Here is a 14461-nt window from a genome sequence, read left to right as displayed (position 1 = left end):
TTCACTCATGCGCTTTTCGGTCGTTCCGGGGGCGTAATTTCATCAAAATGGTGAATGGCCGGGTAATCTTCCACCAGGCGTTCATTCTGGCTGTCCGGCTGATGGATACACAGCAGGTGGCGGATACCGTAGTCCCGGGCCGAGGCCAGTACTCGCGGGGTGTCGTCCACAAACAGGGTCCGCTCCGGGTCAAAGGGCTCTCGCTCCTTCAGCCGATCCCAGAAGGCCTGGGACTCTTTGGGCTCATTCAGCTCGTGGGATGAGATGATACCATCCAGCCAGCGGTCGATGGCGGTCTCTTCCAGTTTCAGGGACAGGCTCAGCGGATGTGCGTTGGTCACCAGCACCCGGCGCTTGCCGTGCTCCTGAAGGCGAGTCAGGAAGGTTTCCACGTGGGGACGAATCTGGATCTTGTGGCGCACTTCCTCTTTCAGGCCCCGGATATCCAGGGACAGGGAACGGGACCAGTGCTCCAGGCAGTACCACTCCAGGGTGCCCTGGCGCGCCTCAATGCGCTCCATCAGGAATTCGGTCGCCGCCGCCTGATCCAGCCCGTGGATTTCCGCGTAGCGCTTTGGGAGGTGATTCAGCCAAAAATAGTTGTCGAAATGGAGGTCCAACAGGGTACCATCCATATCGAGCAACACGGTGTCGATCTCTTGCCAGTTGATCATGCCGGGAACAGCCTATTACAACGGAGTTTGACGTCCAGTATGCCCAGAAAACCCGAGATATTAAAGCGCCACACCGTCGCCCGCAGCCGCCTCTTCCGCGCCGATGAGCTGCTGCTACGCTTCAGCAATGGCGAGGAACGCGTGTACGAAAAGCTCTGTGCGGGCGGCCCCGGAGCGGTGCTGATGGTGCCCATTCTGGACGACGGCCGGGTCGTGATGATCCGGGAGTACGCCGCCGGCATCGATGACTATCACCTGGCGCTGCCCAAGGGCGCCGTGGACCGGGGCGAGGAGATTCTGGATGCCGCCAACCGGGAGTTGAAAGAGGAAACCGGCTATGGCGCCCGGGATCTGCGTTTTCTCAAGCGGATGCACCTCTCGCCCGCCTATATGGAGCACGGCATCAACGTGATTCTTGCCCGGGGTCTGTACCCGGAATCACTTGAGGGAGACGAGCCGGAGCCGATTGAAGTGGTTCCGGTGGCGTTCGACGACCTGCTGGAGCTGGTCATCCAGGATGAAGTGTGCGAAGGCCGCTCGATCGCCGCGTTGTTTTACGCCAAAGCCTGGCTCGAAAAACACGGCTGAATGGCCCCGATTTTGCGCTTATAACCTGCACAGTCGAGCCATGCGCCAAACGGCCATTTTGGTAACAAAACAGTCTATTGGAACACAGAACAGCGCGGGGATATTGGACTATTCTATAACACTAAAGGACACGCAAGGAGATTGACCATGACCCGACCCAACCACGCCTTCAGCGCCTCGCTCAAGGGGACCGAGCAACTCCGTGAAAAACTCATCGGAGAGATCACCCGCTTTGAACGCCAACTCGATGCCCTCAAAGCCAGCGATGAACCCGTCGATTTCAGCATGATGCAAACCTACAAAGAGTTGATCCACTCCCGCCGGGACATGCTGGCTCAGTTACCCGCATCGTTTTAATGACGAGAGCGTCTGCAACCCGCTGAATTTTCGCTATACTGGCACCCTGACAATCCCATAACACACAAGGATTCAATGGATGCTGGTTACCAATCTCGAGATCGTACCGGGCCGTAAAGTCAAAGATCATCTGGGCCTGGTTCAGGGCAGCACCGTGCGCGCCAAGCACGTCGGTCGTGACATTGCCGCCTCGTTCAAGAACGTCTTTGGTGGCGAACTCAAAGGTTACACGGAACTCCTCAACGACTCCCGCCAGGAAGCCATTGAGCGGATGAAAGCCCAGGCAGAATCCATTGGCGCCAACGCCGTACTCAATGTGCGTTTCTCCACCAGTTCCGTCGCCCAGGGCGCCGCCGAATTGTTTGTCTACGGCAGCGCCGTGGTGCTTGAGGACTGAACGCATGAACACACTCATGTCGCTGCAGTTGCTCGGGCCGCTGATATTCGGCCTTGTGCTTCTGGCAACCGGTTTTGTCTCCGGTCGCATTCTCGAGCGTCGCCACTACCAGCGTATTATCGAAGCCGAAACACGCCCCGGCCAGGTCATGGTCTTTTCCGAACGCCTACCACCCCCGGAACTGACCCCACCGCAAACCCAACTGGTCATGGGCTCCGTCGTCGTATCAGTGGACTACTTCAAACGCTTTATCGCCGCCCTGCGGTTGCTGGTGGGTGGTCGCCTGAACAGCTACGAATCCCTGATCGACCGGGCACGTCGTGAAGCACTGCTGCGACTGCGCGAGGAAGCCGCTGCACTGGGCGCCGACCGGGTGTTCAATATCAAATTTGAAACCGCCGCCATCGCCGGCCGAGGCCGGGAAAATAGCGTCGGCTCACTGGAAGTACTCGCCTACGGCACGGCACTGATTCCACCGCGCTGATGGGTTATCAGAACCGACAGCCTCCAGAGGGCATCAACTACGAACCCCAGGGTTGGCAGCGGGATTTCATCCTCCTGGTACTCGGTTTTGCCGCCGGCCTGGCACTGCTGACCTGGCTGGTCATTCTGGTGTTGGGCTGGAGCGCCCGCTGGATTCCCTTCTCCTGGGAGCAGTCGCTCAGCGACTCCCTGAATGAACAGCTCGAACCGACCGAACGCACCGAATACCTGCAAACACTGACGGACGAACTGGCTCGGGCCGGCGGCCTCAACCCGAAGCTGAATGTTGTGGTTCATCACCAGGAGCAGGAAACTGTCAACGCGTTTGCCACGCTCGGTGGCCACATTATTGTGCTGGACGGATTGCTTGACGAAGTAGACAGCGAACAGGGCCTCGCCTTTGTGCTCGCGCACGAAATTGCCCACATCCACTATCGACACCCGCTGCAGAATGCTGCCCGACAGACCGGACTCGGACTGATCAGCGCACTGATTTTCGGGCGGGGTGACCTGAACTGGCTCGCCGGCTCCGGTGGCCAACTTGCGATGCTGGACTACTCCCGAAAGATGGAGCGCGAAGCCGATGCCTGGGCCCTGGAAGCGCTGCACAACCACTATGGCCACGTGGCAGGCGCAGACTCACTGTTCCGCTGGCTGGCCGAACAACAGCAAGCCGGCGCCCTACCCGAGTGGCTGTCCACCCACCCGGACACCGAGGCACGACTGGAGCGCCTTGAGCAACTATCCAACGCCCGTGGTTACCGGACCGACGGCACGCTAACAACCATTCCCAACGTCTCGCCGTAACCGATTTTTACACTCCCTCACAACCTGAAGGCAAAAAAGCCAATCAGTCTTCATCCGTTTTATTGACGGTATCGCTGACAATACGACCATCCACCAGATTAATCGTGCGATCGCAGGTGGCGGACAGCCGGGGGTCGTGGGTGACCAGCAGGACCGCGCAGCCGCGTTCGCGATGGACCTTGCGGAAAAGTTCAAACACTTCGGCGGCGGTTTGGGTGTCTAGGTTGCCGGTCGGCTCATCGGCCAACAGCAGCGCCGGTTCGGTGATCAACGCCCGGGCGATGGCGATCCGCTGTTGCTGGCCGCCGGAGAGTTGGTTGGGCTTGGTATTGGCGTATTTCTCCAGCCCCACGGCGACCAGAAGCTCCCGCGCCTTGTCCCGAGCCTGTTGGTCGGGCTTGCCGTGGGTCAGCATCAGGGGCATCAGGACATTGTCGATGGCCGTAAACGCATTGATCAGGTGATGGAACTGAAACACAAACCCGATGCTGGAACCGCGCAGAGCCGTCCGGCCGGAGTCGTCCATTCCACTGGTGGCCTGTCCGAGCAGATACAGCTCACCACGGGTGGGGCGGTCCAGTAAACCAATCACATTCAGCAAGGTACTTTTGCCCGACCCCGAGGGACCAATCAGCGCGGCAAAATCGTTGCGGCCAATGGTCAGATCCAGGCCGTGCAACACTTCCACTTCATTGGGCTGACCGACATTGTAGGACTTCCTGAGCCCGTCGAGCCGAAGCACTTCCTCGGGCGTATCAGACATAGCGAATGGCCTCCACCGGGTCCAGTCGTGCCGCGCGGCGTGACGGCACGGCGGCGGCCAGTACCCCGGTCAGAGTGGCCAGCAGCAGCGTGGCCGCCACCAGACCAGGCGGTACCGGAATATAAAACAGCCCCGGGCCAAAGGTGTTGAATACCCACACCAACCCGTAGCTCGCCGCAATGCCCATCACCGAGCCCAGCAAGCCCAATACCGCCCCCTGAATCAGAAACACCCGCAGAATCTGAGCCCGTGTCGCACCGGTCGCGCGCAGAATGCCGATTTCGCGGGTACGCTGTACCACACTCACCGACAGCACGCTGGCAATACCAAAGGCCACGGAAATGGCCACAAACACGATAATCATATTGGTGGACAGGCTCTGGGCCGTCAGGGCGTTCATCAACTGGGCATTGGTTTCAATCCAGCTCTGCGCATCCAGGCCGATCAGACGCTGAACCCGGTCGGCAACCTGATCCGCAGTGAAAATATCCGGCACGGTCAGGTCAATCACCGTCACCCCGCCCGGTAAGTCCAGCAGCGACTGTGCCTGCTTCAAGTCCATATACACGTAGCGTTCATCCAGCTCCCGGACGCCCAGTTCAAAAATGCCGGAAATATTCACCACCGCGCCGTTCTGCTCGCCGGATTCCAGGCGCAGCTTTTGCCCCTGGCCCACGCCAAGATCCTCAGCCAGACGCGCCCCAATCAGCACGTCGTCCGCGCCCACGCGCAACTCGCCGGCCACCATGTAGTCGTCCAGAGGAATGATCCGCTGATAGCGTTCCGCATCAATGCCCACCAGTGCCACCGACTCCAGCGCTTCACCTCGACGCACAAAGGCGGGGCCGGACACCACCGGAGACACCGCACTCAGGCCGGGCAGTTGGTCGAGGGTTGCGGTGATTTCCTGCCAATTGTTGATCGAGCGCAGGCGCTGCGGGCGTTTGTCTTCCAGCACCAACTGCAACGTTCCCGGCGAGGCCGGATGCACCCGATTGACTTCCTCCGGCGCCAGCAGCCGGATATGGGCCTGGGTGCCCAGAGTGCGCTCAATGGTGTTGCTCTGCAGACCCTGAATCAGCGCGGTGATAAATACGATCACCGCCACACCTACGGCCACGCCGATGGCAATCATCAGCGATTGCGTGCGCCCCTCGCGCAAAAAGCCGATGGCGAGGGTCCACTCTGTCCATAAACGTTTCGGCCGAACCATCAGTCAAAGTTCATCGGTGATTCATTTCGGGAGGCGGCATCGTCGCGGTCGCTCGACACCGGCGCTTGCCGCTCAACAAAACGCACGCGTTTGCCCTCGGTCAGTTCCGTCACCATATCCGCCACCACCCGGTCGCCCTCGCTCAGTCCATTCTCCACCTCGGACATGGCCAATCCGCGCAGGCCCAGGGTCACCGCCTGGCGCTGCACCCGGCCATCGCGCACCAGAAACAGTTCGGCTTCTCGGCCCCGTACCGACCTCAGGGCATCGTTGGGGACAGCCCGCGCATTGTCTCGTCGCCCGGTTTCGATGGTGACCGACACGGTCATATCCTGGCGGACAAACGCCGGCACCGGATCGACGGCAAGGCGCACTTCCACCGTGCCGCTTTGCGGGTCGATACTCGGCGCAATAAATTTGACGCGCGCGGGAAAGGGTTGATTCGGATAGGCGTCGGCAATGGCCGTGGCTTTCTGTTCCAGGGCCAGGCGGGACAGGTTGCGCTCATCCAGCGGCACGCGGATTTCCATGCCCCCTTCCAGCGCGATGGTAAAGAGCACGCGGCCAGGCTGCACCAGATCGCCGGGATCGACATTGCGGGTCAAGACCGTACCGGCGACCTCGGAGCGCACCTCGGTTTTGGCAAGCTGGGCGCGCAGCGCGGCCAGGCGCTGCTCCAGTCGGCGCTCCTCCACATTACCCGGCGCCAGAGCGGAGACCGTCAAGCGCGCCGAGTCTACGGTGGCCTGGGCCAGTCGTTCGGCCTCTTGCGCCTGCTCCAATGCCTCGGCCGACAGCTGCGAGCGCTCTGCCAGGGCTTGCCGTCGCGCGGTTTCCCGCCGCGCTTGGGCCAGCTCCGATTCCGCCCGCTCCAGATCAATGGCCGCCTGTGGGCGCCGGGTGGTCACCAGCTCCTCCAGGGCCGCTTCGGCCTGACGCACCTCGGCGGCAATATCCTCGGCGCTCAGCACCAGCAGCAGATCCCCCGGCGCGACGGTATCCCCTTCCTGTACCCGGCGTTCCTTCACCACGGCGGTAATTTCGCTGCCGACCTGGGCGCGGGAGGCGGTCATCACCCGACCGGTGCCGACCACCGTCTGTACCAGCGGTACCGGCTCAATGACATAGCCTTCGACCTCCGGCCCCCGCCAGCTTTGCCAGCCAAAATAAAGGACGATCAAAGCCACAATGGCCAGAGGAACCACAACTTGGGTTGAAACGCGACGCACTCTGACTCTCCCGGTGAATGCTCTCTATGAAAACGTAGAATCTCACATCAATACCGCTATGACTACGCAATCCGGAGCGGAAAAGGCAAACGCCGGGCACAAAAAAACCCGCGCCGCCAGAAAGACGACGCGGGTTTTTCAGGGCAACCGCTTAAATATCGAAGCGGTCGGCGTTCATCACCTTGGTCCAGGCGGCGATGAAGTCCTTGACGAACTTCTCCTGGTTATCGTCCTGGGCGTAGACCTCGGCGTAGGCCCGGAGGATGGAGTTGGAGCCGAACACCAGATCGGTGCGCGTTGCGGTCCACTTCACATCACCGGACTTGCGGTCAACAATCTCGTAGAGATTCTTGCCTTTGGGCTCCCAGCGATAAGCCATATCGGTCAGGTTGACAAAGAAGTCGTTGGTCAGCTGACCTTCGCGATCGGTAAACACACCGTGCTTGGTACCACCGTGGTTGGTACCCAGAGCGCGCATGCCACCGATCAGTACGGTCATTTCCGGCGCGGTCAGTCCCAACAACTGGGCACGATCCAGCAACAACTCCTCCGGCTTGACGATGTAATCTTTTTTGAGCCAGTTACGGAAGCCATCGGCGACCGGCTCCAGCGGCTCAAAGGAGTCCACATCGGTCATCTCGTCAGAGGCATCGCCACGGCCCGGTGCAAAGGGCACGTTCACCTTGTGACCGGCGGCTTTTGCGGCCTGCTCGATACCGACACTACCGCCCAACACGATCACATCGGCCACGCTCACACCGGCGTCCGCCGCGATCTTCTCGTACACCTTCAGTACCTTGGCAAGACGCTCCGGCTCGTTACCGGCCCAGTTCTTCTGTGGTGCCAGACGAATTCGCGCGCCATTGGCACCGCCACGCATATCGGAGCCACGGAAGGTGCGGGCACTGTCCCAGGCGGTGCTGACCATCTCACCGATGCTCAGACCACTGTCGGCGATCTTGGCTTTGACCGCATCCACGTCGTAGTCTTTCTTGCCGGCCGGGACCGGGTCCTGCCAGATCAGGTCTTCAGAAGGCACTTCCGGGCCGATGTAACGGTCTTTCGGACCCAGGTCGCGGTGGGTCAGCTTGAACCAGGCGCGGGCAAAGGTATCGCGGAAGTAGTCCGGGTCCTTCATGAACTTTTCGCAGATGGCGCGATAGGTCGGGTCCATCTTCATCGCCATATCGGCGTCGGTCATGATCGGGTTACGACGGACGTTGGGGTCGCTGGCATCCAGCGGCTTGTCCTCTTCTTTGATGTCGATCGGCTCCCACTGGTTGGCGCCGGCGGGGCTCTTCTTCAGTTCCCACTCGTAGCCGAACAACAGCTTGAAGTACCCCATATCGAACTGGGTGGGGTTGGTGGTCCAGGCACCTTCGATACCCGAAGTAATCGCATTGGCCGCTTTGCCTTTCAGGTTCGCGTTGTACCAGCCCATGCCCTGCTCGTGCACATCCGCACCTTCGGGCTCGGGGCCGAGTGCTTCGGCATCACCATTACCGTGGCATTTACCCACGGTGTGGCCACCGGCGGTCAAGGCCGCGGTTTCCTCATCGTTCATTGCCATACGGGCAAAGGTTTCCCGGATCTGCTCGCCGGTTTTCACCGGGTCCGGCTTGCCGTTGACGCCTTCCGGGTTCACATAGATCAGACCCATCTGCACGGCGGCCAACGGGTTTTCCATGGTGTCCGGCTTGTCGACATTGGCATAGCGCTCATCGGAGGGCGCCAACCACTCTTTCTCCGCACCCCAGTAGATGTCTTTTTCCGGGTGCCAGATATCTTCACGACCGAAGGAAAAGCCGAACGTCGGCAGGCCCATGGACTCATAGGCCACATTACCGGATAGGATGATCAGGTCAGCCCAGCTGATTTTGTTGCCGTACTTCTTCTTGATTGGCCACAGCAGACGGCGGGCCTTGTCCAGGCTGGCGTTGTCCGGCCAGGAGTTCAGCGGCGCGAAGCGCTGGTTACCGGTGCCACCGCCCCCACGGCCATCGGCAATCCGGTAGGTACCGGCGGCGTGCCAGGCCAGGCGGATCATCAGGCCACCGTAGTGACCCCAGTCCGCCGGCCACCACTCCTGACTGTCGGTCAGCAGGGCGTGAAGGTCTTTTTTCAACGCCTCAAAATCAAGCTTTTTGACTTCCTCACGGTAGTCGTAATCTTCCCCCATGGGGTCAGTCTTGCGGTCGTGCTGGTGAAGGATGTCGAGGTTGATGGCTTCGGGCCACCAGGACATATTGGACGTGCTGGCGAGCGTTGCGCCCCCGTGCATCACCGGGCATTTTCCGGCGCCTGTGTTCTGGTCACTCATCGATCTGCTCCTTTCGCGTTCATTTATGATTACGTGCGGCTATGATCTATACGGTATAGCACAAGAATGGATCTATTGAAGCATAGCAAATCGATTTGCCATCTGTGATAGATTCTCACAAAGGTCGGTATAGCCCCCTGCAATGGCCGCCCGCACGGGCGGCCCTCACGGACGCAGCGCGGGAATCACGTGGTGCTCCAACAGTCGCAACTGCTGGCGCAGATAGCGGGAACCGGGGGACGGTGGAGTCGGGTCCGAGGTCATCACCACCGTCAACTCAAGGGAGGGAACGACATAGAGCAGCTGCCCACCATAACCGCGCCCATAGTAGCCGGGCTCACCGCCCAGCGGGCGCAGAAACCAGCCGTAGCCGTAGGGATCATCGGTATAGGCGGACTCGCCCCGCCCGGTCCAGGAGGTGTCCACCCAGGCCTCGGAAAACAGCCGCTGCTCCCCTACCCGGCCGCCATTGCGGTACAGCTCTCCGATGGCGGCCAGTTCCCGCGCCGACATCAGCATATTGTTGCCGCCAAAATAAATGCCCTGGGGGTCCCGATCCCACGCGGGAAAGGCGATATCCAGCGGCTCCCCAAGCCAATCGCGCGCCAAGGCCAGCGTGCTGCGCCCGGCGCTTTCGGTCAGCGCGGCGGAGAGCAAATGCGTACTACCGGAGGAGTAAAGCATCCGCCCGCCCGGTTTATCCACAAACCGCCGGGTGAGCACATGGTGCACCCAATTGTCGCTATTGACCCAGGCACCATAATTACGCCCCGAGGTGCGCTGCAGCCCCGCCTGAAGGGACAACAGGTTGCCCAAGGTAATGCGCTCCACCCCTTCCGTGGCCGCCTCCGGCACCTGACCGCCCAGCGCCTCCACAATGGGCTGATCCACCCCCTCCAGAACCCCACGCTCAATCCCGACACCCACCAGCGCCGCAAGCACCGTTTTTGACAGGGATTTGATATTGACCGGCGTATCCAGCCCCGGCCCCCGGATATCCAGTGCGACCACCTCCTCGCCCCGATGCAGCACCAACAACGAGTGCAACCTGGGCAGGCGCTCCGCATCGCGCGCCAGTTCAGAACGCCAGTCGTCCTCATTGGCGAGCACGGCACTGCACGTAAGCAGCAATAGAGAAGCGAACGCTTTGGATAGAAGAGAATGCATAGGTTGACCATGACCTCATTGAAATCAGCAATAAACGTGTGACAAGACCACAACAGGCTACGTCCGCGGACGTGGCGCGGATCTATCGCCCAGGCAGTAGACTCGATTTTGGTTCATCGCCATAATGACCGCTCCGAACCCTCAACAATAAGATCGAGTCCCATGAGAAACGCTAAAGCCCTAATTGTTTTTCTGTCGTGCATCCTGGCAAATTACGCTTCTGCCGAAACCATCGAATCACGGGTGGTCGAAGACGGCGGCACCGGCCCCTACAGTGCCATTATGGCAACAGATGCCTCACTGCCCACACATACCCTGTTCCGGCCCAACAACATCGCCGCGCAGGGCGACGAGAAACTCCCGATTGTGGTCTGGGGCAATGGCGCCTGTTTCGACTCCCCCTGGGAGCATGTGAACTTCCTGAACGAAATCGCCTCCCACGGTTTTATGGTCGTCGCCATCGGCACCATGCCCACAGAAAACGGGGAGCAGAAGACAGAGCGCTCCAGCTCCTCCAAACTGACCGATGCCATCGACTGGGCCATCGTCCAGAATGATAACGAGAACAGCCCCTACCATCAGGCGCTGGACACCACCGAGATCGGCGTCGCGGGCATGTCCTGCGGAGGACTGCAGGCGCTGGACGTCGCGGACGACCCGCGGGTCACCACCTTGGGGGTCTTCAATAGCGGCATCTTCAACGAACCGCCCAAAGATCCAATGCCCGGCATTCCCAACCTGACCAAAAAGCAGTTGGAAAATATCCATACCCCGACACTGTACCTGCTGGGCGGAGAATCCGACATTGCTTACGGTAATGGCATGAACGACGTGGAACAGATTGACCATGTGCCAGTGTTCGTCGGCAATATGGACGTGGGCCACGGCGGCACCTACGGCCAGCCCCACGGCGGAGAGTTTGCCCGAGTGGCGACCGCCTGGTTTAAATGGCAACTGAAGGACGACGAAACGGCAGGCAAGTTATTTACCGGCAATCCACCGGGGCTGGCCGAACACCCTGAATGGACCGTCGACAAGAAGAAACTGCCTTAGCAAAGTGCCAGGCGATGTGGGAGCAATGGCTCACTGAAACGCGAGCGTCATATAGCTGATGACGACATAGCGAGCCAGTTTACCCGCCGTCACCAACAGCAAAAACCAACGCAGGCGTATCCGTAACACGCCGGCGATCACGGTCAAGGGGTCCCCAATAATGGGGACCCAGGCAAAGCACAGCGACACCATCCCATACTTCCGAAACCGCGCCTCGGCCCGGCCAAAGTCGTCTTCCGACATCCGCAACCACTTCTTGACCACCACCAGACTCCCCCAATAGCCCAAGGCATAGTTGGTCAGTGAGCCGAGCACATTGCCGACGGTGGCGACCGAAACCAGAACCACCGACGACAGGCCGCTCAGCAACAAGGCGCTGAGCACCACCTCGGAGCTGAGGGGCAATATCGTCGCCGCCAGGAATGCGGACAGGAAGAGGCCGAGGTAGCCGAGTTCCGCCAAGTGCTCCATCAATCATCTCACCGAAGGGGTGGGCTCAACACATTGACCTAAACTTCCTTATCAGCCAACCAGGTCAATGCCTCGATCCGGGAGGTAAATTTCGGAATCTGGTTTGATTCCAAAAACTCGTGCAGCGACGTGTGTCGATTGGTATTTGAGCAAACGGTTGTGACCAACTTGCCGCTTTGCACAGCGTCTTGAATGGTGTTTTCCAAGGCGAGCACCATGGTGGTATCCAGCGTCGGCACATCGGTTAGGTCGATGAGAATTTTTCTGAAGGCATTCAAGCTGTTTCTCTCGCGTGCCAACGCTCTCGACATACCAAAAATCAACGGACCACTGAAATACAACAAGGCAATGTCACCGCGGTTCTTTTCGAGGATTTTCTTTTCTTCGCTTTCGAGCGAGATATTATCGTCGACATCACTGATGACTTGCATATTTCGCTGCGCTTGTAATCGGCTCAGCTTGTCGATGGTAATAATGTTTGCGATAAAGACCCCAAGGCCGACCGCCACCATCAAATCCACCAACACCGTCAGCGCAATGACCAGGTACATGATGAGGGTAGCGCTGGTCGAGACGCGATGAGCCCGCTTCAAAAAGCTCCAATCCAATATGCTAAGACCAACCTTGACAGCGATCGCTGCCAGAATGGCGAGCGGGATATTGGAGGCCAACCCCGAGGCAAACGCGACAACCACCAATAGAACAGCGGCACGCACGATCCCCGAAAGGGCCGTCCGGGCGCCCGTCTGGATATTCACCACCGTTCCCATGGTAGCGCCAGCGCCAGGCAATCCGCCAATAAAGCCTGAGGCCAGGTTCCCAATGCCCTGACCGATCAACTCTTTATTCGAGTTGTGCTCATTGCGGGTCAGACTGTCTGCGATGACCGCCGTCAGCAGGGCATCAATGCAGCCCAAGGTCCCCAGCACCATGCCATCGATAAGCATGGTGGTCACCTGATCAGCGGTGAAGTACGGGAGATAGAAATCGGGTATACCCAATGAAATAGGGCCTACCAAACGCAGATTATCGCCGAACAGTAGCAACGCAATAGCGGTACCCAGTACCAATACAATGAGCTGCGGGGGCACAACTTTTGCGATACGTTTTGGGATAAAGAAGAGCGCCAGGAGCGCCGTTAACGAAATGGAAAGCTCGGCCACGCTCAGATTCTTAATAAACTGGGGTATGGCCAACAGGTTATTGAGCACACCGCCGCTGACCGAGGGTTGACCCAGCATCGGGCCAAACTGCAGGATAATGAGGATGATCCCGATACCGGACATAAACCCGGATATCACACTGTAGGGCATCATGGTGATATACCGCCCCAGCTTCAATAGACCGAGCAAAATCTGGAAAAGGCCGGCGATCATCACCACCGTAAATGCCATTGCCAGACCGTTTTCCGGATGACTCGCCACGAGAGAGGTCAAAACGGCGGTCATGACAACCGTCATCGGCCCGGTCGGCTCGGAGATTAGCGTTGGGGTACCACCGAATAGCGAAGCGAAGAGCCCTACACAAATTGCCCCATAAAGGCCAGCCTCCGCACCTGCGCCTGAGGCAACCCCGAATGCAAGGGCCATCGGCAGTGAGACAATGGCCGCGGTCAGACCACCAAAAACATCGCCCCGCAGGTTTTTGAGGTTGATCTGGTTAAAGAGTTGGTTGACAAAACCATACGTCATTGACTTGCATCTCCGTCTCAGCAGGTGAAGTTATTTGGTTTTATGCGGCATCAAGGTCAACTTTTTGGACCTTGTCGAGCTTAACGCTTTTACCTGCTATCCAGAGGTCATACATGTCCTGCATCGCCAGCCAACTTTCAGGGGTCCGGCCCAAAGCCTTGGAGAGACGCAGCGCCATCTCCGGGCTAATACCGCTTTGCTGCTTGAGCAAGCGGTTTAAAGTAGACGGCGATACATCCAGTCGCCCTGCCAAGTAACGACAACTAAGGCCAAAAGGCTCCATATAGGTAGCCAGAATGAATTCGCCGGGATGAGGGGGGTTATACATCTTCATCAGTGGTAATCCTCATAATCGAGTACGTAGGCATTACCGTCGGAGAATTCAAACGTCAGTCTCCAGTTCCCATTAACGGTAATCGCCCAGATGCCCTTCCTATCACCTTTAAGAGGGTGAAGCTTATAGCCAGGGACATCCAAGTCATTGATTTCCTTGGCGGTATCCAGCGCTGCCAGTTGCATTCGAAGGCGCTTCTCGTGCTTGGCCTGGATGCCCCGAGCGCTACCGGTCTCGTAGAAGCGCCTTAGTCCCTTATGTTTGAATGACTTGACCATGGGATGATTGTAGCGTGTTGCGCAACGGTGTCAATCCGATAAACGCAAACCACGGGCGACGAGCCGCGCAGCGGGTTAGCGTCCCAGCGACCGAACCTGGACCACTTTGACGGACAGTGGGCTACACTCCTGTTAAAGGGGTGTAATGTCCGTCAAAGTGGTGCAGGTTCAGAGCGTCCTGCCGCCGCTTGCGGCGGCGAACTGGTACGCTTTGTTAAATTTTTTGTACGAAACCAAACGATGCAAGTATGACCCCACCTATGAACGCAACCACCGAAATTACAATTAGCGTGACCGCCGCATACCCCCAAGGTGTACCGGCTGGATCGCCAGGACTCTTAGATTTTAGCTGGTTTAGATGCTTAATTTGCGCTATGTAGGCAAGAATATTACCAAAAACGGCCAGAGAGATGCCGCCACACATTACGAACATAGCAGATACAAACCAAACAAAACCTTGCTGATCCTTTTGATTCCCGAGGAATGTCAGTACGGCTATGACTCCACCACCATTTATTAAAAGCGCGCTTTTCAATGCCGATGCACCAACCGCAATCACGGACCGGAACTGCTCTATCTGAGCCTCTTCTTTAAATTCCATGTAAAAGCCTTTAAGCGATCGACAAATTTAACGCC

Annotated in this window: 17 protein-coding genes; 6 read left to right on the top strand and 11 right to left on the bottom strand. The window is 58.6% G+C overall.

All coding sequences use genetic code 11. From position 1 onward, the window contains the following. Nucleotides 1-5 precede the first annotated feature (5 nt). The gene (yrfG, locus tag CMG77_RS13585) at nt 6-674 is read right to left on the bottom strand and encodes a GMP/IMP nucleotidase (RefSeq protein WP_024462068.1); all 669 of its coding nucleotides are present in this window, start codon (nt 672-674) and stop codon (nt 6-8) included. Nucleotides 675-713: 39 nt separating this feature from the next. On the opposite strand from yrfG, the gene nudE reads away from it, so the two are divergent. The 5 genes from nudE to CMG77_RS13560 all read left to right on the top strand — a co-directional run bounded on the left by nudE (nt 714) and on the right by CMG77_RS13560 (nt 3306). After that, entirely contained in the window at nt 714-1262 is a 549-nt protein-coding gene (nudE, locus tag CMG77_RS13580) for an ADP compounds hydrolase NudE (RefSeq protein ID WP_024462067.1), read from the top strand. Nucleotides 1263-1409: 147 nt separating this feature from the next. Beyond that, nucleotides 1410-1619 (top strand): hypothetical protein, encoded by a 210-nt coding sequence (locus CMG77_RS13575; protein WP_024462066.1) that lies wholly within the window; start codon nt 1410-1412, stop codon nt 1617-1619. A 79-nt stretch (nt 1620-1698) separates the two neighbouring features. After that, nucleotides 1699-2016, top strand: coding sequence for a YbjQ family protein (locus CMG77_RS13570; RefSeq protein ID WP_024462065.1), 318 nt, complete (start codon nt 1699-1701; stop codon nt 2014-2016). A gap of 4 nt (nt 2017-2020) precedes the next feature. Beyond that, on the top strand, nt 2021-2500 hold the full coding sequence (locus tag CMG77_RS13565) for a YbjQ family protein (RefSeq protein ID WP_051174465.1): 480 nt from the start codon (nt 2021-2023) through the stop codon (nt 2498-2500). Further along, the gene (locus CMG77_RS13560) at nt 2500-3306 is read left to right on the top strand and encodes a M48 family metallopeptidase (protein WP_286807370.1); all 807 of its coding nucleotides are present in this window, start codon (nt 2500-2502) and stop codon (nt 3304-3306) included. Before CMG77_RS13565 ends, CMG77_RS13560 begins: the two co-directional genes overlap by 1 nt. Before the next feature lie 43 nt (nt 3307-3349). On the opposite strand, the gene CMG77_RS13555 is transcribed toward CMG77_RS13560, so the two are convergent. The 5 genes from CMG77_RS13555 to CMG77_RS13535 form a co-directional block, all read right to left on the bottom strand. Further along, nucleotides 3350-4069, bottom strand: coding sequence for an ABC transporter ATP-binding protein (locus CMG77_RS13555; protein ID WP_286807369.1), 720 nt, complete (start codon nt 4067-4069; stop codon nt 3350-3352). Continuing rightward, nucleotides 4062-5282 carry an ABC transporter permease gene (locus tag CMG77_RS13550; protein WP_286807368.1) on the bottom strand — a complete coding sequence of 407 codons (1221 nt, stop codon included), beginning with the start codon at nt 5280-5282 and terminating at the stop codon, nt 4062-4064. The genes CMG77_RS13555 and CMG77_RS13550 overlap by 8 nt, the downstream gene beginning before the upstream one ends. Beyond that, nucleotides 5282-6511 (bottom strand): efflux RND transporter periplasmic adaptor subunit, encoded by a 1230-nt coding sequence (locus tag CMG77_RS13545; protein ID WP_286807367.1) that lies wholly within the window; start codon nt 6509-6511, stop codon nt 5282-5284. Before CMG77_RS13545 ends, CMG77_RS13550 begins: the two co-directional genes overlap by 1 nt. A 151-nt stretch (nt 6512-6662) precedes the next feature. Next, complete coding sequence (gene katG / locus CMG77_RS13540) at nt 6663-8831, bottom strand: catalase/peroxidase HPI (protein WP_286875097.1); 2169 nt, start codon at nt 8829-8831, stop codon at nt 6663-6665. Nucleotides 8832-8996: 165 nt separating this feature from the next. Continuing rightward, nucleotides 8997-9998, bottom strand: coding sequence for a serine hydrolase domain-containing protein (locus tag CMG77_RS13535; RefSeq protein ID WP_286806997.1), 1002 nt, complete (start codon nt 9996-9998; stop codon nt 8997-8999). A 162-nt stretch (nt 9999-10160) separates the two neighbouring features. On the opposite strand from CMG77_RS13535, the gene CMG77_RS13530 reads away from it, so the two are divergent. After that, a complete protein-coding gene (locus CMG77_RS13530) occupies nt 10161-11051 on the top strand; it encodes a poly(ethylene terephthalate) hydrolase family protein (protein ID WP_286806999.1) in 891 nt (296 codons plus the stop codon). A 30-nt stretch (nt 11052-11081) separates the two neighbouring features. Here the strand turns inward: CMG77_RS13530 and CMG77_RS13525 are convergent, their stop codons facing one another. The 5 genes from CMG77_RS13525 to CMG77_RS13505 all read right to left on the bottom strand — a co-directional run bounded on the left by CMG77_RS13525 (nt 11082) and on the right by CMG77_RS13505 (nt 14426). Then, on the bottom strand, nt 11082-11522 hold the full coding sequence (locus CMG77_RS13525; RefSeq protein WP_286807000.1) for a YqaA family protein: 441 nt from the start codon (nt 11520-11522) through the stop codon (nt 11082-11084). A gap of 38 nt (nt 11523-11560) precedes the next feature. Then, complete coding sequence (locus CMG77_RS13520; protein WP_286807001.1) at nt 11561-13213, bottom strand: SulP family inorganic anion transporter; 1653 nt, start codon at nt 13211-13213, stop codon at nt 11561-11563. A 40-nt stretch (nt 13214-13253) separates the two neighbouring features. Further along, nucleotides 13254-13547, bottom strand: coding sequence for a HigA family addiction module antitoxin (locus CMG77_RS13515; RefSeq protein WP_286807002.1), 294 nt, complete (start codon nt 13545-13547; stop codon nt 13254-13256). Further along, nucleotides 13547-13825 carry a type II toxin-antitoxin system RelE/ParE family toxin gene (locus CMG77_RS13510; RefSeq protein WP_286807003.1) on the bottom strand — a complete coding sequence of 93 codons (279 nt, stop codon included), beginning with the start codon at nt 13823-13825 and terminating at the stop codon, nt 13547-13549. The genes CMG77_RS13515 and CMG77_RS13510 overlap by 1 nt, the downstream gene beginning before the upstream one ends. Before the next feature lie 214 nt (nt 13826-14039). Continuing rightward, nucleotides 14040-14426 carry a hypothetical protein gene (locus tag CMG77_RS13505; protein ID WP_286807004.1) on the bottom strand — a complete coding sequence of 129 codons (387 nt, stop codon included), beginning with the start codon at nt 14424-14426 and terminating at the stop codon, nt 14040-14042. Between the last annotated feature and the right edge of the window lie 35 nt (nt 14427-14461).

The sequence above is a fragment of the Marinimicrobium sp. genome (genome assembly GCF_002695945.1).
Lineage (GTDB): Bacteria > Pseudomonadota > Gammaproteobacteria > Pseudomonadales > Cellvibrionaceae > Marinimicrobium > Marinimicrobium koreense.
This window is presented reverse-complemented; position numbering and strand designations above follow the sequence as displayed.